Annotated in this window: 18 protein-coding genes and 1 riboswitch; of the genes, 8 read left to right on the forward strand and 10 right to left on the reverse strand. The window is 62.6% G+C overall.

Translation table 11 applies throughout. The features are described from left to right. Positions 1 to 252: 252 nt before the first annotated feature. Positions 253 to 2,091 carry a M4 family metallopeptidase gene (locus LNV09_RS19775; protein WP_318023310.1) on the forward strand — a complete coding sequence of 613 codons (1,839 nt, stop codon included), beginning with the start codon at positions 253 to 255 and terminating at the stop codon, positions 2,089 to 2,091. Between the two features lie 91 nt (positions 2,092 to 2,182). On the opposite strand, the gene LNV09_RS19785 is transcribed toward LNV09_RS19775, so the two are convergent. After that, positions 2,183 to 4,210 carry a methyl-accepting chemotaxis protein gene (locus LNV09_RS19785; protein ID WP_263558790.1) on the reverse strand — a complete coding sequence of 676 codons (2,028 nt, stop codon included), beginning with the start codon at positions 4,208 to 4,210 and terminating at the stop codon, positions 2,183 to 2,185. 247 nt (positions 4,211 to 4,457) lie between these two features. Further along, positions 4,458 to 4,562, reverse strand: a riboswitch (cyclic di-GMP riboswitch). Positions 4,563 to 4,897: 335 nt separating this feature from the next. Between LNV09_RS19785 and LNV09_RS19790 the strand changes: the two genes are divergently transcribed. Next, on the forward strand, positions 4,898 to 5,656 hold the full coding sequence (locus tag LNV09_RS19790; protein WP_263558791.1) for a substrate-binding periplasmic protein: 759 nt from the start codon (positions 4,898 to 4,900) through the stop codon (positions 5,654 to 5,656). Between the two features lie 25 nt (positions 5,657 to 5,681). Here the strand turns inward: LNV09_RS19790 and LNV09_RS19795 are convergent, their stop codons facing one another. Together LNV09_RS19795 and LNV09_RS19800 are read right to left on the reverse strand one after the other, a co-directional pair. Continuing rightward, positions 5,682 to 7,739 carry a M13 family metallopeptidase gene (locus LNV09_RS19795; protein ID WP_263558792.1) on the reverse strand — a complete coding sequence of 686 codons (2,058 nt, stop codon included), beginning with the start codon at positions 7,737 to 7,739 and terminating at the stop codon, positions 5,682 to 5,684. 140 nt (positions 7,740 to 7,879) lie between these two features. Further along, the gene (locus LNV09_RS19800) at positions 7,880 to 8,935 is read right to left on the reverse strand and encodes an alkene reductase (RefSeq protein ID WP_263558793.1); all 1,056 of its coding nucleotides are present in this window, start codon (positions 8,933 to 8,935) and stop codon (positions 7,880 to 7,882) included. A gap of 203 nt (positions 8,936 to 9,138) precedes the next feature. Here LNV09_RS19800 and LNV09_RS19805 point away from each other — a divergent pair, with 203 nt between their 5' ends. The 3 genes from LNV09_RS19805 to LNV09_RS19815 all read left to right on the forward strand — a co-directional run bounded on the left by LNV09_RS19805 (position 9,139) and on the right by LNV09_RS19815 (position 12,366). Then, a complete protein-coding gene (locus LNV09_RS19805; RefSeq protein ID WP_263558794.1) occupies positions 9,139 to 9,387 on the forward strand; it encodes a DUF3562 domain-containing protein in 249 nt (82 codons plus the stop codon). A gap of 10 nt (positions 9,388 to 9,397) precedes the next feature. Continuing rightward, the gene (locus tag LNV09_RS19810; RefSeq protein ID WP_263558795.1) at positions 9,398 to 10,561 is read left to right on the forward strand and encodes an Acg family FMN-binding oxidoreductase; all 1,164 of its coding nucleotides are present in this window, start codon (positions 9,398 to 9,400) and stop codon (positions 10,559 to 10,561) included. A 215-nt stretch (positions 10,562 to 10,776) separates the two neighbouring features. Next, positions 10,777 to 12,366, forward strand: coding sequence for a methyl-accepting chemotaxis protein (locus LNV09_RS19815; RefSeq protein WP_263558796.1), 1,590 nt, complete (start codon positions 10,777 to 10,779; stop codon positions 12,364 to 12,366). Positions 12,367 to 12,441: 75 nt separating this feature from the next. Here LNV09_RS19815 and LNV09_RS19820 read toward each other — a convergent pair whose 3' ends face one another. Next, entirely contained in the window at positions 12,442 to 12,714 is a 273-nt protein-coding gene (locus tag LNV09_RS19820) for a hypothetical protein (RefSeq protein WP_263558797.1), read from the reverse strand. 155 nt (positions 12,715 to 12,869) lie between these two features. Next, positions 12,870 to 13,055, reverse strand: a complete 186-nt coding sequence (locus tag LNV09_RS19825; protein WP_263558798.1) for a hypothetical protein — start codon at positions 13,053 to 13,055, stop codon at positions 12,870 to 12,872. A gap of 11 nt (positions 13,056 to 13,066) precedes the next feature. On the opposite strand from LNV09_RS19825, the gene LNV09_RS19830 reads away from it, so the two are divergent. Next, positions 13,067 to 13,507 carry a GyrI-like domain-containing protein gene (locus LNV09_RS19830; RefSeq protein ID WP_263558799.1) on the forward strand — a complete coding sequence of 147 codons (441 nt, stop codon included), beginning with the start codon at positions 13,067 to 13,069 and terminating at the stop codon, positions 13,505 to 13,507. A gap of 3 nt (positions 13,508 to 13,510) precedes the next feature. Here LNV09_RS19830 and LNV09_RS19835 read toward each other — a convergent pair whose 3' ends face one another. Then, entirely contained in the window at positions 13,511 to 13,903 is a 393-nt protein-coding gene (locus LNV09_RS19835) for a VOC family protein (protein WP_263558800.1), read from the reverse strand. 32 nt (positions 13,904 to 13,935) lie between these two features. Continuing rightward, the gene (locus LNV09_RS19840) at positions 13,936 to 14,826 is read right to left on the reverse strand and encodes a LysR family transcriptional regulator (RefSeq protein WP_263558801.1); all 891 of its coding nucleotides are present in this window, start codon (positions 14,824 to 14,826) and stop codon (positions 13,936 to 13,938) included. A gap of 111 nt (positions 14,827 to 14,937) precedes the next feature. Between LNV09_RS19840 and hppD the strand changes: the two genes are divergently transcribed. Together hppD and LNV09_RS19850 are read left to right on the forward strand one after the other, a co-directional pair. Continuing rightward, complete coding sequence (hppD, locus tag LNV09_RS19845; RefSeq protein ID WP_263558802.1) at positions 14,938 to 15,987, forward strand: 4-hydroxyphenylpyruvate dioxygenase; 1,050 nt, start codon at positions 14,938 to 14,940, stop codon at positions 15,985 to 15,987. Between the two features lie 39 nt (positions 15,988 to 16,026). After that, positions 16,027 to 16,572 carry a VOC family protein gene (locus tag LNV09_RS19850; protein ID WP_263558803.1) on the forward strand — a complete coding sequence of 182 codons (546 nt, stop codon included), beginning with the start codon at positions 16,027 to 16,029 and terminating at the stop codon, positions 16,570 to 16,572. 10 nt (positions 16,573 to 16,582) lie between these two features. Here LNV09_RS19850 and LNV09_RS19855 read toward each other — a convergent pair whose 3' ends face one another. The 3 genes from LNV09_RS19855 to LNV09_RS19865 form a co-directional block, all read right to left on the reverse strand. Beyond that, a complete protein-coding gene (locus LNV09_RS19855; RefSeq protein WP_263558804.1) occupies positions 16,583 to 17,638 on the reverse strand; it encodes a 2-oxoacid:ferredoxin oxidoreductase subunit beta in 1,056 nt (351 codons plus the stop codon). Positions 17,639 to 17,881: 243 nt separating this feature from the next. Next, positions 17,882 to 19,744, reverse strand: coding sequence for a 2-oxoacid:acceptor oxidoreductase subunit alpha (locus LNV09_RS19860; RefSeq protein ID WP_263558805.1), 1,863 nt, complete (start codon positions 19,742 to 19,744; stop codon positions 17,882 to 17,884). Then, positions 19,741 to 21,561 (reverse strand): FAD-dependent oxidoreductase, encoded by a 1,821-nt coding sequence (locus LNV09_RS19865; RefSeq protein WP_263558806.1) that lies wholly within the window; start codon positions 21,559 to 21,561, stop codon positions 19,741 to 19,743. The genes LNV09_RS19860 and LNV09_RS19865 overlap by 4 nt, the downstream gene beginning before the upstream one ends. Between the last annotated feature and the right edge of the window lie 141 nt (positions 21,562 to 21,702).

Here is a 21,702-nt window from a genome sequence, read left to right on the forward strand (position 1 = left end):
GGTTTGGGCACATCCGGGCGGGCAATCCTAGGGCGGCCGTCGCTGCGGCCTCAATGCGTGCAAATGCGGATGTCAACTCTGACAGCTTGTGCGCTCAGCGCCCTTGCCTAGGATTGCATCCCAGTGACCTGAACAGTCACGGGGCAGCTTGGCAGACCTGTGATCCAGGCCGCAAATTGCAGATCCCGGCACCACATATGGCTGGCCGGACCAACCAAACCGGGCTACAGGCCCACACGCTGGAGTTTCACCATGCAACACATCGGCTTCAAACATTTGGGGCGGGGCGCGCTCTTGCTCAGCGCTGCGGCTCTGGCCTGCCAGGCCCTGGCCGCCGACCGGATTCAACTCGATGGACTGGACCCCGCAAGCATAGGCCTAACGGCCAAAAAAGGCGCATCTGACTCCGCTGCCGCTCTGGGCCTGGCCAAGGAGGAGCTCAAATCCTTGCGCAGCCAAAACTATGCCAATGGCTTGGTCGTCACGCGCCACCAGCAGCTGTATCTGGGCGTGCCGATCTGGAACGAGGCCGTGGTGGAACACAGTGTTGCCGCAGATGCTGCCTCACGAGCCGCCCCGACCTTCACCGGTGCCCTGATCCGCAACATTGAACAAGACCTGGCCCACACCCAGCCCAGCCTTTCTGCTGCCGCCGTGCTGGCGCAGGCCAAAGGCTTGGTGAAAGCTGCTTTGCTCGGCGCAAAAATCGCCAACGATCAGACCCAGCTCTATGTGCGCCTGAACGACAAAGGCATCGCTCAACTGGTCTATCTGGTGTCCTTCCTTACCGCCCAGGGCGATCATCCGAGCCGGCCGCACTTCATCATCGATGCCAATAGCGGCGCGGTGCTGGAGCAATGGGAAGGCCTGACCCATGCCAACGCGACCGGCCCCGGCGGCAACGCCAAAACCGGCAAATACGAATATGGCACGACCTACGGGCCCTTGGTTGTCACCAATGACTGCCAGATGAACAGCGGCAATGTGATCACCGTCAACCTGAACGGCGGCACCACCGGCAGCACGCCGTTCAAGTTCACCTGCTCGCGCAATGAATACAAACTGACCAATGGCGCCTACTCGCCCTTGAATGACGCGCATTACTTCGGCAATGTGGTCTTCAACCTCTACCAGAGCTGGTTCAGCCTGCGCCCGATCAGCCAAACGCTCTATATGCGCGTGCATTACGGCAGCAATTACGAGAACGCCTTCTGGGACGGCACGGCCATGCACTTCGGTGACGGCGCCAGTACTTTTTATCCGCTGGTTTCGCTGGACGTCTCGGCGCACGAGGTGAGCCACGGCTTCACCGAGCAGAACTCCGGCCTGGCCTACACGGGCATGTCCGGCGGCATGAACGAAGCCTTCTCGGACATGGCCGGCGAGGCGGCCGAATTCTTCATGAAGGGCACGAATGATTGGCTGGTCGGCGCCGAGATCTTCAAGGGGAGTGGTGCCTTGCGCTATATGAAGAACCCACCACAAGATGGCCGCTCGATCGGCCACGCCAAGGACTACACCAGCAGCCTGGACGTTCACCTCAGCAGCGGCGTCTATAACAAGGCCTATTACCTGTTGGCCAGCAGCGCCGGCTGGAACACCCGCAAGGCTTTCGAAGTGATGGTCGATGCCAATCGCCTCTACTGGACCTCGGGCAGCACCTTCAATCAAGGCGCTTGCGGGGTCGAGAAAGCCGCCGCCAACCGCAGCTATGCCGTCGCCGATGTGACGGCTGCGTTTGCCGCCGTGGGCGTGAGCTGCGCCACCACAACGCCGGCGGCCACGGCGCTGAGCAAGGGCGTGGCCGTGACCGGCATCGCGCTGGCCAAGGGTGCCAGCAAGCTCTACAAGCTCACCGTGCCCGCCGGTGCCAGCAATCTGACGTTCAAGCTCAGCGGGGGCACGGGCGACGGTGACATCTATCTGAAGTTTGGCGCCGCACCCACCACCACATCGTTCGAGCTGAAGTCTGACGGCAGCACCAACACCGAGACCATCACGGTGGCCGCACCCAAGGCCGGCATCTACTACCTGCTGCTGAGCGCCTATGCTAGCGTCAGCGGGGCCAGCTTGGTGGCGAATCACAACTGATCAGGCCCAGCCCAACCGAGCCCAAGCTCAGGCAGCGCCGGAGGCATTCAAGCTCCGGCGCTGCTCCTTTTTTTGCAGATCAAATCAGCCCTCAAGCCGTGGCCAGCGCGCCCTGCCCGCCAGCGAGGCGGAAGCCGCCGACCATCTCGGCCAGCTGCTGAGCCTGCGACTGCAGGCTTTCGGCTGCGGCCGTGCTCTCCTCCACCAGCGCTGCGTTTTGCTGCGTGCTGGCGTCCAGGTGCGTGATGGCCGTGTTGACCTGGCTGATGCCGGCACGCTGTTCGCTGGCGGCGGTGCTGATCTGCGACACCACCGCATTGACGCGACCAATGCTGCTGAGGATCTCGTTCATCGAGCGGCCAGCGGCCTGTACCTGTTTGAGGCCGGCGTCCACGCAAATCACGCTGCCGCCGATCAAGCCCTTGATTTCACGCGCCGACTCGGCGCAATGCTGGGCCAGGCTGCGCACCTCCTTGGCCACCACCGCGAAGCCTCGGCCCTGTTCGCCGGCCCGCGCCGCCTCAACCGCCGCGTTCAGCGCCAGGATATTGGTCTGAAAAGCGATCGCGTCAATCGTGCCGATGACCTCGACGATCTTGCGGCTGGCCGTGCTGATGTCGTCCATGGTCATCAGGACTTGCTGCATTTCCTCGCCGCCCTGATGGGCGGCTTGATTGGCGCTGCCCGCCAAGGCCGTGGCCGAGCGCGCTGCTTCGGCCGTCTGCGCCACCGCACCGGTCAGTTGCTCGACCGAGCTGGCGATTTGCTGCAGGCTGCTCGCACCACTCTCGGTGCGGCCGGACAAGTCCTGGCTGCCCGCCGCCACTTGCGAGCTGGCGGTGGAGATGCCGTCGGTGGCCATGCGCACCGAGCCTATGGTCTGGGCCAGCTGCTGACGCATCAGCTCGACGTTAGCGGCCAGCACACCCAGGTCATCATCACGCTGCGCGCGCACCGGCACCGACAAATCGCCATTGGCAAAGCGCGCCACCGCTGTATTCAGCGCGGTCAAGGGCGCGCCGACCCAGCGTCTTAACAAGCACAGCAAGCCCATCGCCAAACTCAGGCTGACCAGACCCAGGGTCAACCACAGATTGCGCTGGGCCACCCAATGCTCGCGCAGCGCCTGACGATCCGACACCTCCGCCACCACCCACATGCCCGTCGCTTCGCTGTGCTTGGCGACCACCCAGGCGTCATCATTGGCCTTGTTGAGCAGGGCAGGCGCCTTGGCTGGAGTTATTGCGGCTGCGTTTGAGGCTGCGTTTGAGGCTGCGTTTACACCCAGACCCTCGGACTTGCGGAACAGCTCGGTCAAAAACTCAGCCGCCGCCGGGTCGACCTCGGCCACGGGCTTGCCGGTTTGAGTCGGGTGCGCGCGGAACATCGGCTTGCCCTTGGCGCCTGCCGGGTCAACCAGATAGACGCCGCCGGTTTCGAACAACTTGACGCCTTGCGCCATTTGCTCGAGCGAGCGCTGGAATTCCGAGGTGTCAAAGCCCACAAACAAGATGCCAATGACGGCGCCGCTGGCGTCCTTGATCGGCTGGTAGTGATTCATGAAAGGCCGGCCGAACAGCACCGCCTTGCCGACATAGGGCTGGCCTTCCATCATCTTGGCATAGGCCGGATGCGCCTTGCCCAGCGTGGTGCCGACCGCGCGCTCGCCGTTCTCCTTTTTCAGCGAAGTCGTGATGCGTTGGAAATCATCACCCTTGCGCATGAAGATGGTGGCTGCACCGCCGGTATTACGGCTGAAGCGATCAACGGCCTCGAAATCACCGGCCAGCTTGCTGCCTTCAAACAGCAGATCAGCTGCATCGGCCTGCAGGCTGAAACTGCCCTTGAAATCGCCGGCAAAGGTGTTGTAGAAGCGTTCCACCATCAAGCGGGCGCTATTGTCAAAGGCGTCGGCCATGCGAGCCACCGAACTGGCTTCGCTGGCTGCCAGCAAAGCTGCGCGCTCGCGCTCTGCGCCGGTAGCTTGGTAGCTCAAGCCCAGGCTGGTCAAGCCGATCAGCGCGGCAAGGCTCAGACCACCGGCAAGGGCCACGCGGCGAGCAAGACTGGCATGCGGCTTGGCCATGGCGGCTGGGGCGGAGTGGGTCGAGTTCGTCATCTTCAAAGCAATTCTCTGGGTTGGCATGCTGGCTCATCGCAGCCGACATGGCCGCGCGTTCAGCCAGGGCCTAGCGCGCAGGGGTCAATGGATAGGTGAAACCACTGGCACGCCCTGCAAGGGAGAAAGCGAGAAGAGAGTCGCGCTAGCAGCCACGGCTGCGGTGAACGGCCACCGCGGCGTGAACTGCTTGACGGGCAAATCCTGCTCAGCAACACCGTGAAAACGGCGGCTTGAGCTGAACTTGCCTGGCAACCCCGCTATCTTGGCCCGGGCGAGTTGGAGGCTCGCCTGAACGGTAGACCGGAAGCTTTGCGACCCCGTTTTTCAAGCGGGTGTGCCGATTTGGCGCTGCGAGCAGATCAACACTGGTTCGCAACTGGTATTGAAGTATCTTTGATGATTATCAAATTTGCAAGGGTAAACCCTGTTCAAAAAGCCGGATCGTGCGATTGATCACAAGCTTCGGTTCGGAGGATTCGCAAGATTGGCATCAAACAGGTATGAGTTCGCCAAGCAAGTGCCCTAGGCGCCCGGCCCTGCCCCCGCCCTTTGCCAAAGACCTTGCTGACGCCCATCTCGGCGAGTGGCTAAACTGCGTTCATGCTCCATGCCAGCCCAGTCCTTGCGCCGCGTCAGCGTGCGCGCGCGAGGCTCGCCAGGCGCTCAGCACTTGTTTGTCTGGGCATGCTTGCGCTGCTGCTGCTGCTGCTGCTGCTGCTGCTGCCCACCACAGGTGCACGGGCGCAGCAAAGCCCGAGTGGCAGCGCACGGGGCGCCTCATCGGCCCCAGGCTCAATGCTGCGCATCTTGCTCAATGATGTGGCGCCCTACACCCTGCACGGCGAGGCAGGTCGGCCCGGCATGCACCATGAAATCATGCTGGCTCTGGCGCGCCAGGCCGACTTGCCGGTAGCGCTCTCCTCGGCGGTCTATGTGCGCTTGGCCTTGGGTTTGAAGGACGGCAGCTCGGATCTGGTCGTTGGCGTCGAAGGTCCCGAGTGGGAGGCCCTGGCGCAACGGGTCGCGCCCTTGCACGCCTTCAAGTTCGTCGTGCTGGCGAAGAAGACCTCCGGCATCCGCAGCGTCGCCCAGCTCAAAGGCAAGCTCTTGGGCGTGGCGCGCGGCGCCTTCTATGACGATGCCATCAACAAGGACGACAGCATCCGCAAATTCGGTGTCAGCGACCCATTTCAAGGTGTTCGCATGCTGGTGCTGGACCGACTCGACGCGGTGATTTCGTCCGACTACTTGCTCAGTTATGCCTTGAAGCAAAGTGGCGTCGACGCGACTCAGTTCGACAGCCCATTTGCCGTCAATGAAAAAAGCTATGTTCTGTACGCCAGCAAGGACCTCGGCGCCGAGACGGTGCGGCGCCTGCAGCGCGCGGTGGAGGCGCTGCAAAAATCTGGCCAAATCGAGCGGATTTTGCGCAATTATCAGTAGCTCAGCCCCCACGCATCGCTTTGCATCACCAAATCCGAATCCGCTCGGCTTCGGGCTTGAACATCTTGTCGCCCGGCTTGGTCGCAAAGGCTTCGTGAAAGCCATCGTGGTTGATGGGCGTGCCGTTGGCGCGGAATTCGGCCGGCGAGTGCGGGTCTGACAGCAACTGCTGCAGCGTCTGCTCTTCACGCGTCTTGCCGCGCCAGACTTGGGCGAAACCATAGAAGAAGCGCTGCTCGCCGCTGCGCCCGTCAATCACCGGCGCCGGCTGGCCTTGCAGCGAATGTTTATAGGCCTTGTAGGCGATTTGCAGGCCGGACAGATCGGCAATGTTCTCACCCAGCGTCAGTTTGCCGTTGACCTGTTTGCCGGGAATGGGCGCGTAGCCGTCGAACTGTGCCGCCAGCTTGGCGGCAATCGCCTCGAAGGCCTTGCGGTCGGCCTCGCCCCACCAGTTGCGCAGCGTGCCGTCGCCGTCAAACTGGCTGCCGCTGTCATCAAAACCATGGCTGATCTCGTGCCCGATCACCGCGCCGATGGCGCCGTAATTGACTGCATCGTCAGCATTGATGTCAAAGAACGGCGGCTGCAGGATCGCGGCCGGAAAGGTGATCGCATTGAAGCTCGGGCTGTAAGACGCGTTGACCGTCTGCGGCGTCATGCCCCACTCCTTGCGGTCCACCGGCTGGCCGGCTTTGGCAACTTGGCGCTGCCACCTGAACGCTGCCGCGCGCTCGGCATTGCCCAAAGCGTCACCGGCAATCACCTTCAAGCCGCTGTAGTCGCGCCACTGCTCGGGGTAGCCGATTTTGGTGATGAACTTGGCGAGCTTTTGCTGCGCGCTGGCCTTGGTGGCCGGGCTCATCCAGGTCAAGCCGTCAATCGATTCGCGATAGGCCAGCATCAAATTGGCGACCAGGCTCTGCATGCGCGCCTTGTGCTCGGGCGAGAAATGCCGCGCCACATAGAGCTGGCCGACGCCCTCACCCAAAGCCCCGTTCAGCTCGGCAATGCTGCGCTGCCAGCGCGGCATCTCGGCCGAAGTACCGCTCAGGGCCTGATCCCTGAAGGCAAAGCGAGCTTCGCGGAAGTCCTTGGGCAACACGGCGGCCGCTGCATCCAGGCTGCGCAGCTTGAAGTACAGCTTCCAGTCGGCCAGGGACACTTCGGTGTAGAGCTTGGCCGTGGCCGTGGCCGTGCTAGGTTGCGCGACCGACAGGCGCGATTGGCCGCCCAAACCGGCCGCCTGCATGAAAGCGGCCCAATCAAAGCCGGGCGCCAAGGCTTGCAGTTCGGCCACACTCATCGGGTTGTAGCGCTTGGCCGGATTGCGGTTTTGCACCCGGTCCCAATGCGCAAGGGCCAAAGCCTGCTCAAGGCCCAAGACCCGCTGCGCCGCTTGCAAAGGCTCAGCTTCACCGCTGAGCTGGGCCAGCGTGCGCAGGTATTGCTCATAGGCTGCAAATGCCTTGGCCAAACGGGCATCGGTCTTGCTGTTCAGGTAGTAATCGCGGTCGGGTAGGCCCAAGCCGCCCTGGAAGGCCGACACCTGGTTGAGGGTCGGCTCCTTGTAGTCGGCCGACACATTCAAATTGATGGGCAAGGACAGCTGCCCCTGCACCGTTCCTTGCCACTGCGCCAGCTCCTTCAGGTCCTTGACCGCGTCCAGCCGCGCCAGTTGCGGCGCTATCGCCTTGAGGCCGGCGCGGTCGATCGCGTCTGTGTCGAGGTAGCTGGCGTAAGTGTCGGCAATCTTTTGTTCCAAGCTGCCAATCACCGGCTTGCGCGCCAAGGGCTTGGCCACCAGTTCTTCGACGATGACGCGCACGCGCTCGTCCGACAAATCGCGCAGCTGGATGAAGCTGCCGACCCGCGCCTTGTCGGCGGGCAGCTCGTAGGTCGCCAGCCAATGGCCGTTGACGGCGCGAAACAGGTCATCTTGCGGGCGCACCTGGGCATCAAAGGCGCTGGTGTCAAGACCTGCGCCCAATGGTGCGGCGCTGCCCGCGTGGGCTGCCGTCGCCAAGAAGGCGGCTTGCATCAGCAGACCGGGCAAGAGTCGGAGTTTTGTCAGAGATTTCATAGAGGGCTAAGCCGCCAAGAAGGGCTTGGATAGAGATAGCGCAAGGCTAGCGGCTCAAGGGCGTTTGGCCGAAAGTTTTCATCCTAGGGCATTCCCGAACTCACCCGGCAAGGAGGCGCCACGCCTTGCCGGCGCTTGAGCTACAAGCTCGGGTAGTCCGTATACCCCTTGGGGCCAGGGGTATAGAAGGTGCTGGCGTCGGGCGCATTCAAGCTCGCACCCGCCTTGAGCCGCGCCGGCAAATCCGGGTTGGCCAGGAAGGCGGTGCCGAAGGCCACCGCGTCCAGCTTGCCGGCGCTGATCGCCTGTTCGGCCTCGGCGCCGCTATAGCCCATATTGCCGATCAGCACGCCCTTGTAGTGCGCCCGCGCCGGTGTCATCACATCGCCTGTTTGCGCCTGGAAGAAGTCGGCCCGCATCAGATGCAGATAGGCCAAGTTGAAGGCGTTCAAGCGTTCGGCCAAAAAGCTGATCAGGGCCAGCGGGTCGCTGTCCTTCATATCGTTGTAACTATTGAGCGGCGACAGGCGCAGACCCACACGCTCCGAGCCTATGGCCGCGCAAACGGCCGTCAAAACTTCAAACAAGAAGCGCGCGCGGTTTTCCAGGCTGCCGCCATAGGCGTCACTGCGCTGATTGGCACTGTCGCGCAGGAATTGGTCGATCAAATAGCCGTTGGCGCCATGCACCTCAACACCGTCGAAGCCGGCCGCACGGGCATGCTTGGCCGCATCGGCAAAGGCCTGCACCAGGGCCGGAATTTCATCGCTGCGCAACTCGCGCGGGGCCACATGGGCGACCTTGCCTGCGGCCGTATGCACCTCGCCACTGAGGCCAACAGCGCTGGAGGAAACCGTCTGCGCGCCCTGGTTGTAGGCTGGATGAGCGGCCCGCCCGGCATGCCAGATTTGCAGCACGATGCGGCCGCCCTGGGCATGGACAGCGGCGGTGACTTTCTTCCAAGCCTCGATCTGCTCGGCGTTGTAGATGCCCGGCTCGCTGGCAAAGGCCGAGGTGCCGGCGGCAATCATGGTGCACTCGGTCACGATCAGCCCTGCGCTGGCGCGCTGGGCATAGTACTCGGCCATCAAATCATTCGGCAGGTGCCCCTCACTGGCGCGCGCACGGGTCAGCGGCGCCATCAGGATGCGATTGGGCAGGCTCAGCGCGCCAGCTTGCAAGGGGGTAAATAGCATGGTGTGTGAAGAGGAAGTTAGGCAGGGCTAATGAAGATAACACCAAGTCGGCATGCACGCCTGGCCGGGGGCTTTGCGCAACAAAAACAGACATTCTTGTGCCGCACCAACTCCTGGATAGCGGCTATGTGCTCCGTCGCACGGTGAGGCAGCTGACGCGGGTGCTACGGTCGAGGGGACAAAAGCATCTTGAGAGCCTCACCATGCCCGCCTTGACCGAGAAGCAGCCCGACCAGAAGCGGATCGTCGCCACTTTGGCCTCGGAATGCCATGTACCGGTCGCAGAGATGGCGACGCTGTACGAACATGAACGCGCCGAGTTGGCGCTGGGCGCACACATTACCAAATATCTGCACATCTTCGCGGCCCGCAATGTCCAGGAAATCCTGCGACGGCGAGCCCTAGCCCAGCCGATCGCGGCTCCGAGCAGGCCGGCCGGGCTGCTTGTATGAGGCCGTTTGAATGCCAAACCTGCTCACTTTGCCGTGCCAGGCAAGCGTTGCTGCGCTGCTCAAGCGCAGGCAACTCATCTTGGGCGGGGTCGCCTGCGGCGCATTGTCGCCGGCCTTGCTCGCATGTTCTTCGGCTGCGGGCGAGCAAGATGCCGCACGCGCCCTGCGGCGCCCACTTGAGGTCGGCGGCGCTGAAGGCGCAAACACAGCGGCTGCGGGCTCGCAACTGCAGCAGGAATTGGTGCGCTACGCAACGCTCGCCCCGTCCAGTCACAACACGCAGTGCTGGACCTTCCAACTGCTGGAGCGGGCCATCGTGATCGCGCCCGATCTCTCGCGGCGCTGCCCCTCCGTTGACCCCGATGACCACCATCTGCACGTCTCCCTGGGCTGCGCCGTCGAAAACCTGGCTCATGCCGCGCTCGCCGTAGGCCTGCAAGCCCATGCTCGCTGGGACCCGGCTGGTGCGGGCGCCATCACCGTGCAATTGGAGCCCACCAAAACCGTGGTGACCCCGCTGTTCCAGGCCATCACCAGGCGCCAATGCACCCGCGCTGACTATGACGGCAGCGCTGTTTCCAACGCCGACCTGCGGCTGCTGGAGCGCGCCGCAAGCGGCAATGGCGTGCGGGTGATGCTGCTGACCGAGCGCTCAGCGACCGAGAAGGTTCTGGCATATGTGCTGGCGGCCAACACCGTGCAGATGGGCGACCCGGCCTTCGTCGCCGAGCTGAAGAGCTGGATCCGCTTCAGCGCGGCCGAGGCGCAGGCCAGGGCAGACGGTCTGTTCGCCGGCACGACAGGCTCGCCGGTGCTGCCACGCTGGCTGGCCAGCCCGCTGATGGGCATGTTCTTCACCCCGAAATCCGAGAACGAGCGCTACGCCAAGCAAGTCCGCAACGCATCGGGCATCGCCGTGTTTGTATCCGAAGCTGACGACAAAGCGCATTGGATAGAGACCGGCCGCTGCTACGAGCGCTTTGCGCTGCAGGCCACGGCACTCGGCCTGCGCAACGCCTTCCTGAATCAAGCCGTCGAGGTCGGAGCGATCCGGCCACAGCTCGCCTCGGCACTTGGCCTGGGCAAGCTGCGGCCGGATCTGATCGTGCGCTTTGGCCGTGGGGCAGCCATGCCGCTGTCCATGCGCCGACCGGTCCGGGATGTGCTGGTCTGACACCGGGGCGATCCCTTGGCAGGCGAGCCGCAAGCTGAACTATGTTCGACAGCGCACAGACAGCGGGGCGAGATTGCGATTTGATGGCGTCCAGGCAGCCGCAATAAAGCACCCGTAGGCAAAGCCTTTACATGTTCGAGGCCCGCCTTGGTCCTCGCGGCAGCAATTCCCCCGGCCAAGGCGTCAAGAAAATCAGACCCAGCACAAGGACTCCCATGGACTTTTCTCGCATGACTCTTGGCAAGCGCTTGTATGCAGGTTTCGGCCTGATTTTGGTCGTCATGGCGATCGTCACGGTGCTGGCGATGTTCAAGGTGCAGGCCATCGAGACTGCCTTGCGCGCCAACAGCGAAGAACATGCGGCGATCCAGCGCTACGCCATCAATTTCCGGGGCTCCGCACATGACCGCTCAATCGCCACGCGCGACGTCGTGCTCGCCGGGACGGCCTCCGACCGGCAAAAAGAGGTGGCCGCCATAGACAGCCTCGCCAAGTTTTACGCCGACTCCGCCGGCCCGCTGGAAAAACTGATCGGCAGCGCCGGCGATGCCGCCGAACTGGGTCGCCTGTATGGCGCCATCAAGGACATCGAGAACCGGTCGGTCGCCACCACCAACGCCGTCATCGGAGCGGTTGACAAGGGCGACACCGCCGAAGCGCAAGCACTGCTGTGGTCGCAAGCGAAGCCGCAATACGTGCAATGGCTGGCCGCGATCAACAAGCTGATCGATTTCGAAGAAGGCCGCATCCAGGAGAAGAACAAGCTCGCGATAGCGCAGGCTGGCAGCTTTCGGGCGGTGATGCTGACGGCCTTGGCGCTGGCCATGGCGGGCGGCATCGGCTTGGCTTTGATCATTGCCCGCAGCATTGTCAGGCAACTCGGCGCCGAACCCGTCGTGCTGAGTGAGGCCGCTCGGCGCGTGTCTGAAGGCGATCTGAGCGAAGTACCCGGCGCCGCACAGGCTCCCGGCGGCAGCGTGCTCGCCTCACTCGCAGCCATGCAGGCCAGCTTGGCGCGTGTCGTGGGGCAGGTTCGCCAAGCTTCTGATTCGATCGCCACGGGGTCGGTACAAATCGCCAGCGGCAATCTGGACTTGTCGCAGCGTACCGAGGAGCAGGCCAGCAACCTGCAACGGACCGCTGCGTCCATGGAGGAAATGAACGCGACCGTGAAGTCCAATGCCGAAACCGCGCGCCAGGCCACGCAATTGGCCATATCGGCCAGCGCCGCTGCCGAACGGGGCGGACAAGTGGTCAATCGGGTTGTCGCGACCATGGACGACATCACCACCAGCTCGAAAAAAATCGGTGACATCATTGGCGTCATCGACGGCATTGCCTTTCAGACCAATATTCTGGCGCTGAATGCGGCGGTGGAGGCCGCGCGGGCTGGCGAGCAGGGGCGCGGCTTCGCGGTCGTGGCCAGTGAAGTGCGCAGCCTGGCCCAACGCAGTGCCGAAGCCGCCAAAGAAATCAAAGCTCTGATTGGCAGCAGTGTGGACAAGGTGGAGGCCGGGTCCAAGCTCGTCGGTGAAGCCGGCGCATCGATGGATGACATCGTGACCCAGGTCAAGCGCGTGTCTGTGCTGATCGGCGAGATCAGCTCGTCGACACTGGCGCAAACCACCGGCATTGGGCAAGTCAGCACCGCTGTAACGCAGCTCGACAATTCAACACAGCAAAACGCGGCGCTGGTGGAACAAAGTGCGGCCGCAGCCGAGAGCCTGAAGCAACAGGCCGCTCACCTCGCCGGCGTGGTCGGCATCTTCAAGCTCGGCCAGCAAGCCGACTTCAGCAAGCGCTGAAACGCGCTGGGATTGGCGCGCAGCATCTTGGGCATAGAGCCCCCGCGCGCCCCCACCCCCGCTCGAACCGACCAGCTAAGCCGCCAGGGACTTGGCGTAGTCAGACTCGGCAGCAAACACCGCCACACCAAGTTGGCGCAGGCGTTCGCACAAAGCCGGCATCTGTTGCGGCTGCAACTCCACACCGATCGAGAACTCCAATTGGCGGCTTTCACCGCGCACATGGACTGTGCCGTCGGGCTCGGCCACGACCACGGCGCGCACCAACTTGGGGGCAAAGAAAAGCGCGCGCAAAGCCGCGCGCGCGACTGCCTCCCGGCCCATCTCGTCATGAAGATCCAATAGCAATTGGAGCTCTCCTCGATCATCGTGATCTTCACCAGGCCCGACGGCCCAATGCGTCTGCTTTGACTCCCTGTAATTTTCTAATTATTTGTTTGTGGCCTGCTCTTCGAAAGCAAGCACCGTCTTGTAGTGGAGTCATCGTCCGGCAAGGAAGCGGGTCAACCCTTGCCCGCCGAAGATAGTTGGGTAGTTCGTGAAAATTGCATGAAAAGAAAGCGGCCCTCGCTCTGCCAACTCTGCTCATCCTGCATGGCTGGCCCGCGCTGGCGCGGCACCGCTGACGCGCCATTTACACTCACTCCGTACAGATCAAAGCCGAGGCTTTGACTTTCATCATTGAACAAGGAGACGCTCCATGCAACGCGAACAAATTGCCAGCTTCCAAGTCCAGGGCCCGACATGCCGCACCAGCAACGCCGCTGAATTCAACCCACTGAACGGGCGCATCGGCCCGCTTTGGCAGGGCTTTGCGGCCAGCGGCTTGGCCACCGAAATGAGCCAGGTCTTCGGCGTCTATTTTGAATATGCAGACCGCCATTTGGGCGAGTATTCGGTGATGGCGGGCGTCAAGTTGGCGCCATCAGAAGCCGCTACGCAGCGCAGCGTCACGATTCCTGCCGGCGAATACCTGGTGTTTGATTGCCAGGGGCCGATGCCGGCCGCCTTGATTGCGGGTTGGGGTCAGGTCTGGGCTTATTTTTCCCAAGCCGACGCGCCGGCACGCGCTTTTGATCATGACTTTGAGCGTTATCTCGGCCTTGACCACGCGCAGATCTGCATCGGCTTGAAGGCCTAAAGCCTAAGCCGCCTGGTGGCAGCAGATACAAATCTTGTTGCCGTCCAGATCGCGGAAATAGGCGCCGTAATAGTCGGGGTGGTACTGCGGGCGCAGGCCCGGCGCGCCCTCGCATTGACCGCCTTGCGCCAAAGCGATGGCGTGAACGCGCTCAACTGCGGCTCGCGTGGGCGCCAGCAGCGCCACCATCTGACCATTGCCCGGTGCAGCCGCTGCGCCATCAAAAGGCTTGCCGATCAGGAACAAGGGCCGGGGAGCATCTGGCGCCACCCAGCCGGCCCAGGCCTTGACCGGGTCGCTGAACTTGCACTGCAGTCCGAGTTCGGCCATCAAGGGCGAATAGAAGGCAAAGCTGCGCTCAAAGTCAGCTACACCCAGATAGATATGTGAGATCAATTGCGTCCCATCCTGCGCGTGTAAGTAGGAAATTAGGCGGAGCCAGCCAATAGCTGCATCAGTCGCTGTCTGGCCCGCCCGGGAGGGCGATCCAGGCTCTGCACCAAGCATGGCGTGAAGCGAAAACGAGACCCGCCAGCATAGGGCAACTCCAGCAACTGCCCGGCCGCTAGCGCTTCGTCCACCAGATAACGCGGCATCCAGCCGTAGCCCATGCCCATCAGTAAAGCCTGACGCTTGGCGACGAAACCGGACAAGTAAAACACCCGCTCGCCACCAAAACGGTGGCTGTCGCCAGCACCATCAGCCTCCCCGCGCTCGCTGCTGTCTTGCACGCTCAATTCCACATGGGCTTGCAAGTCATCCAGGCTGAGCGGGCCGGTTTGCAGCGCCAAGGGGTGCGCTGGCGCCACGCACAACACGCACTCGATCTCCTTCAAAGGCTCGGCCTGCATCTGGTTGGACGGCTCATAGGCCTTCACCAACATCAGATCGGCCTGCTCCTTTTCAAAACGGTATTGCACGCCGTGCAGGAATTCGATCTTCAGTTGCACCCGCGTCGGCACGCCCTCGTCGGCCAAGGTCTTGAGCGCACTCAAGGTGTCGGCCAGCGGCAAGATGCCGTCCACCACCACCAAGAGCCGCGCTTCCCAGCCATTGGCCAATTGCTGCGCCAAGGCTTCCAGCTGATAGGCCTGGCGCAAGAGCCTCCTACCTTCGGCCAGCACGGCCTCACCGGCCGGCGTCAGCTTGACCCGGTAGGCGCTGCGGTCCAGCAGGGTCAAGCTCAATTGCTCCTCGAGCTTCTTGACCTGGTAGCTGACGGCCGAGGTGACCTTGTGCAGCGCCTCGGCGGCACGCGCAAAGCTGCCGTGGCTGACCACCGCATCGAATGCTGAGAGGGCTTCCAGATCCAATTTCATATTCGAAATTATTGACCAAGATTGGCAATGAATTTCGCTTTTATTGATTACTAAACCCTATAAAAATTGCGGCCATTCCTTCTTACAACGATCAACCCTGACGGAGACAAGATGACAAATGCAAACAATTCGGCCAACAACCCGGTCGGCCTGACCGGCATCGAATTCACCGAATTCTGTGGCCCGTCGCTGGAACATTTGGACAGCTTGTTCTGGTCCTTCGGCTTCTCCAAGCTGCGCCGTCATCCCAGCAAGGCGATCAGTTATTACCGCCAGAACGACATCCATTTCTTGCTCAATGGCGAGCGCGACGGCCATTCGGCCCAGTTCGCCCGCAAACATGGGCCGGCGATCAGCGCCATGGGTTGGCGGGTCGAAAACGCGCAAACTGCACTGACTGCCGCCGTGGCACGCGGCGCCGTCGCCGTGGCAGACGCCATGAAAGATCACGCCTACCCGGCGGTCTGGGGCATTGGCGAGAGCATCATCTATTTCATCGAGCCGGCCGCCAACGGACAGACCATCTACGAGCGCGACTTCGTGGCGCTCGATGCCCCGCTGATCCAGGCGGACAAAGGCTTTTTGGCCGTTGATCACCTGACCAATAACGTGCCGCCCGGCGAGCAAGACAAATGGGCCAATTTCTACAAGAACATCTTCGGCTTCACGGAAGTGCGCTACTTCGACATCCAGGGCGCCAAGACCGGCCTGACCAGCTTTGCGCTGCGCTCACCCGACGGCTCGTTTTGCATCCCGATCAATCAGCCCAAGGATGACAAGGACCAGATCGCCGAATACCTGCGCGAGTACAAGGGGCCGGGCGTGCAGCATCTGGCCTTCAGCACCCATGACATTCTGAGCTCGCTGGACCAGCTGCAAGGCAGCGGCATCGAGACGCTGGAGATCGACGACGACTATTACGCCGAAGTGTTCGAGCGGGTTCAAGGTGTGCGCGAGGACCATGCCCGCCTGCAAGCGCATCAGGTGCTGGTTGACGGCGATGAGCAAGGGTATCTGCTGCAGATCTTCACCAAGAACATCATCGGCCCGATCTTCATCGAGATCATTCAGCGCGCCAACAACCTGGGCTTTGGCGAAGGCAACTTCGGTGCGCTGTTCAGGTCACTTGAAAAAGACCAAGAGCGCCGCGGCGTGATTTAAGCGCAGCTCAAAAAACACTTACCTAGCAGGAGAACAATCATGTTGGTTCAAGGCATACACCACGTCGCCTACCGCTGCCGCGACGTGCAGGAAACGATTAAGTTCTACAAAGACGCGCTCGATATGGACCTGATTCTGGCAATCTCCGAGGACCATGTGCCCTCGACCAAGGAGCCCAATCCCTATATGCACATTTTTCTCGACGCCGGTCGCGGCAATGTGCTGGCCTTCTTCGAGCTGCCTGACTCGCCGGCCCAGGGCCGCGACGAGAACACGCCGGCCTGGGTCCAGCATCTGGCCTTTCAGGTCGAGGACGTGGCGACGCTGGAGCGCAGCAAGGCCAAGTTGCAGGCCATGGGCATCGAAGTGCTGGGCCCCACCAATCACGAGATTTTCCAGTCCATCTACTTGCACGACCCGAACGGCCACCGCATCGAATTAGCGGCCAACACCGTCAAGCCCGGTCAGCTGGAGCGCCTGCGGGAACTGGCCCCGACCATGATCGAGGAATGGGGCCGCACACACCGCGCGGTCAAACATGCGGCCTGGTTGCATGAGAAAGAGTTCGCGCAAGCGGCCGAGTGAAGCAAGCAAGTCAACGCAAACCCGCGTTGACCTTCTCCAGCAGCGCCGACCCCGGACACAGCTGCGCCTCGCCCAGCCGATTCAAGGCCTGCAGCGGCGTGCGCAAGGCGGCATGCATGTCCTCGGCGTCGGGCTCGATATAGAGCAGGCCGGTCACCACCTCACCCTCGGCTTGCAGGGCTTGGACATGGGCCATCGCCGCCACCCGGTTGCCGGGGTCATAGTCGGCATGCAGCTTGCGCAGGCGCAAGACCGTGCCGTCATGCTGCTCGACATCGACACAGTCGCCCGGTGCCACTTTTGCCGTGATTTCATCCCTTGGGCTGATGAAGTCGATCCGACTGACTGCCTCGTTATGCTCGCGCACATAGTCATAGCTGCGCGTGCTGCCGGCATGGTTGTTGAAGGCGACGCAGGGGCTGATCACGTCGATGAAAGCGGCACCCTGATGCGCGATCGCGCCCTTGATCAGTGGCACCAGCTGCTCCTTGTCGCCGGAGAAGCCGCGCGCCACATAGGTGGCGCCGAGTTGCAAGGCCAGGCCTATCAGGTCGACCGGCGAATCCGGGTTGACGACCCCCTTCTTGGACTTGGAGCCACGATCGGCGGTGGCCGAAAACTGCCCCTTGGTCAAACCATAAACGCCGTTGTTCTCGACGATGTAGACCATATTGACGCCGCGCCGCATCACATGGGCGAACTGCCCCAGTCCGATCGAGGCCGAGTCGCCGTCACCGGAGACGCCCAGATAGAGCAGCTCGCGGTTGGCGAGGTTGGCGCCGGTCAGCACCGAGGGCATGCGGCCATGCACAGTGTTGAAGCCATGCGAGGCGCCTAAAAAGTAGTCCGGCGTCTTGCTGCTGCAACCAATGCCGGAGAGCTTGGCAACGCGGTGCGGCTCGATATCTAACTCCCAGCATGCCTGGATGATGGCGGCCGAGATCGAATCGTGGCCGCAGCCGGCGCACAGCGTCGAGACCCGGCCCTCGTAGTCGCGCCGGGTGTAGCCGACCTTGTTGCGGGCCAGCGAGGGGTGGTGTAGCTTGGGTTTGGCGATGTAAGTCATGGCTCAGCCTAGATTCGGCAGTTGAAAGCGCCCGAAGGAGTCGTGCCGGGGCTTGCTGGCAAGGCGCGACGACGAAGTGGGCTCTTGCCCACGAGGAGGAGCAACGCAGTTCAGCGAGTTCCGGCGCGGCTCAGGCGGGCGATTAGCGTTCTCACCCAATTGGTGAGTCTTGTAAACATGAATGTTCCTAGTCTTCATCGATGTCCATTCACATTGGGGAGCGATCCACTGCCGAATCTAGGCTCAATCATCCTGTCCGCTTTGGCTGGCTTGCCCCACCACGCGCAGCGGCTTGACCGCCATCGCGTGCACGGCGCGCGTGATCGCTGCGGTGATGAAACGCGCGGTGATCGGCGTGCCGTCGAAGTGCAAGACCGGCAGCAGCCGCGCCGGGTCGATCTCCAACTCGTTGACCAGCATTGAGCGCAACTGCGCGTCGCGATTTTGCTCAACCACAAAGACGGCGTCATGCGCCTTGATGAAGGCATCCACCGAGTCTGGGAAGGGAAAGGCGCGCAAGCGCATCGCGTCGAGATGGATATCGTCGGCGGCCAGCAAATCAAGCGCCTCGCTCATCGCCGGGCTGGTGGAGCCGAAATACAGCACGCCCAGCCGGGTCGGCTTGGCCGCCGCCCGCTGAATCGGCTGCGGCACCAGCTTGGCGGCCGTCGCGAATTTATCCAGCAGCCGGCGCACGTTGTAGAGATAGTCGCTTCCAGCTTCCGAGTAGCGCGCATAGGCATCGCGGGTGGTGCCGCGCGTGAAGTAGGCACCCTTGCTCGCGTGCGTGCCCGGCAGCGTGCGCCAAGGGATGCCGTCGCCGTCCACATCCTTGTAGCGCCCAAAGTCGCGCCCGGCCTCCAACTCGGCCGCCGTCATCACCTTGCCGCGGTCCATCTGCCGGGCGTCATCCCAGGCGAAGGGAGCGCACAGACGCTGGTTCATGCCGATGTCCAGATCGGTCATCACGAAGATCGGCGTCTGCAGGCGGTCGGCCAGGTCGAGCGCGGCGGCCGCGTGCTCAAAGCATTCGGTCGGGTCCTCGGGGAACAAGAGCACATGCTTGGTGTCGCCGTGCGAGGCGTAGGCGCAAGACATCAGGTCGGCCTGTTGCGTGCGGGTGGGCATGCCGGTGGACGGCCCACCGCGCTGCACATTGACGATGGTGACCGGGATCTCGGCAAAGTAGGCCAGGCCGATGAACTCGGTCATCAGCGAAACGCCCGGCCCCGAGGTCGCAGTAAAGGCGCGTGCGCCATTCCAGCCCGCACCCAAGACCATGCCGATCGAGGCGATTTCGTCCTCTGCCTGCACGATCGCATAACGCTGCTCGCCGGTGGCTTTGTCGACGCGGAACTTGGCACAGTATTTCTGGAAGGCCTCGGCCACCGAACTCGACGGCGTGATCGGGTACCAGGCCGCCACGGTCGCGCCGCCGTAAACCAGCCCCAAGGCCACCGCGCTATTGCCGTCGACAAAGATCTTGTCCCCGACGGCATCCCGCGTCTCGACCCGCAAACCGACGCTGCCACTCAAGTGCTGGGCCGCATAGTCGCGCCCCAGCTGCAGCGCGCGCAGATTGGACGTCAGCAACTTTTCCTTGCCCGCGTATTGCTCGCCGAACAAACGCTCGATCTGCGCGGCATCGATGCCGAGCAAGACTGACAAGGCGCCGACGTAGACGATGTTCTTGAACAACTGGCGCTGGCGCGGGTCGCTGTAGTTCTCGTTGCAGATCGTCGTCAAGGGCATGCCGATCACATGCACATCGGCACGAAAAGCGCTGGCCGGCAGCGGCTTGCTGCTGTCGTAAAACAGATAGCCGCCGGGCTCGATCTCGGCCACATCCTGCGTCCAGGTTTGCGGGTTCATCGCGACCATCATGTCGATGCCGCCCCTGCGGCCCTGATGGCCGGCATCGCTGACGCGCACCTCGTACCAGGTCGGCAGGCCCTGGATATTGCTGGGGAAGATATTGCGCGGGCTGACCGGCACGCCCATGCGCAGGATCGCCTTGGCAAACAACTCGTTCGCCGAGGCCGAGCCGGAGCCGTTGACATTGGCGAACTTGATGACGAAATCATTCAGGGCTTCGAGGCGCTTCATGCTGAGACTCCTTTGCTCGCAGAGTCACGGCAGGCCGGACCCGCCTGTGTGGTGTTGAGCAAGAACTTCTGCATATCCCAGGCACCGGTCGGGCAGCGCTCGGCGCACAGGCCGCAGTGCAGGCAAACATCCTCGTCCTTGACCATCACCCTGCCCGTCTTCAGCTCGGTCGAGACATAGAGCTCCTGCTCTAGGTTGAGCGCCGGGGCCTTGAGCTTGTGCCGCAGCTCGGCTTCATCATCATTGCCGGTAAAAGTGATGCAATCGGTCGGGCAGATGTCCACGCAGGCATCGCACTCGATGCAGGCCGGTGGGCTGAACACCGTCTGCACATCGCAGTTCAGGCAGCGCTGCGCCTCCTTGAAAGCGGTTGCCCCGTCAAAGCCCAGCTCCACCTCGACCTTGATGCTGGCCAGCGCTTTTTCGGCTGCCGCCCATGGGACCTTGAAGCGCTCGTCATTGGAGACCCCGTTGTCATAGCTCCACTCATGGATGCCCATCTTCTGCGACAACAAATTGAACTGCGGCGGCGGCCGCTGGCTCAAAGTCTCGCCGTGCAAGTAACGGTCCATAGACACGGCCGCCTCATGGCCATGCGCCACCGCTGTGATGATGTTCTTGGGGCCGAAGGCCGCATCGCCGCCAAAAAAGACCTCGGGCCGGCTGGACTGAAAGGTTTTTTCATCCAGCACCGGCAAGCCCCAGCGGTTGAAGTCAATGCCGCAGTCGGCCTCGATCCAAGGGAAGGCATTCTCCTGGCCGACCGCCAGCAAGACCTCGTCGCAATCGATGAAGACATCGGGGGCGCCGGTCGGCAGCAACTGGCGCCGGCCCTGCTCGTCCAGCTTCGCCTCAATAATCTCGAAACTCATGCCGACCAGCCGGCCCTCGACATGGACAAAGGCCTTGGGCACATGGAAGTTCAGGATGGGGATGCCCTCATGCTGGGCGTCTTCTTTTTCCCAGGGCGAGGCCTTCATTTCATCGAAGCCGCTGCGCACGACCACCTTGACCTCTTTGGCGCCCAAGCGTCTGGCCGAGCGACAGCAATCCATCGCGGTGTTGCCGCCGCCCAGCACAATCACGCGCGGCGCGACCTGCGTCACATGGCCGAAGGACACCGAGGCCAGCCAGTCAATGCCGATGTGAATTTGCGCGGCGGCTTCAAGCCTGCCCGGAATCTGCAAGTCCCGCCCACGCGGCGCACCGCAGCCGACAAAAACCGCATCGAAGCCCTCGGCCAACAAGGCCGCCATCGAACCGACACGCTCTCCGGCGCGGAACTTGACACCCAGGTCGAGGATGTAGCCGGTCTCCTCGTCGATGACGCTTTCGGGCAGGCGAAAACGCGGGATCTGCGTGCGAATAAAGCCGCCCGCCTTGGCCTCGGCGTCAAACACCGTGACCTCGTAACCGAGCGGAGCCAGGTCGCGCGCGACCGTCAGCGAGGACGGCCCGGCGCCAATGCAGGCAATGCGTTTGCCGTTGCGCGGCTGCAGCGCCGGCATGCGCGCTTTGACGTCGCCCTTGAGATCGGCGGCAACGCGCTTGAGTCGGCAAATCGCTACCGGTTCGGGCTTCTCACCATTGTTTTCCTCGACCCGGCCCCTGCGGCAAGCCGGCTCGCAGGGCCGGTCGCAAGTGCGCCCGAGCACACCGGGGAAGACGTTAGAGGTCCAGTTGACCATATACGCATCGGCGTAGCGCCCGGCCGCAATCATGCGTATGTATTCGGGCACGGGGGTGTGGGCGGGGCATGCCCATTGGCAATCCACTACTTTGTGAAAGTAGCCGGGGTTGGCTTCGGTCGCGCGCAAGGCTGTCTCCTTTGTGGGACCTTGGGCTGCGGTTTGCTTTTTCAGCTGCCGGCCCAGACCCTTGATTTATGTATCGCCAACAAAATCCTACGCTTTGCTGAAGCCCATCGGTATAGGCGCTGACCCTTGGGAGCGGCTTGA

Origin of the sequence: Paucibacter sp. B2R-40, from assembly GCF_025717555.1 — a bacterium.
GTDB lineage: Bacteria > Pseudomonadota > Gammaproteobacteria > Burkholderiales > Burkholderiaceae_C > Paucibacter_A.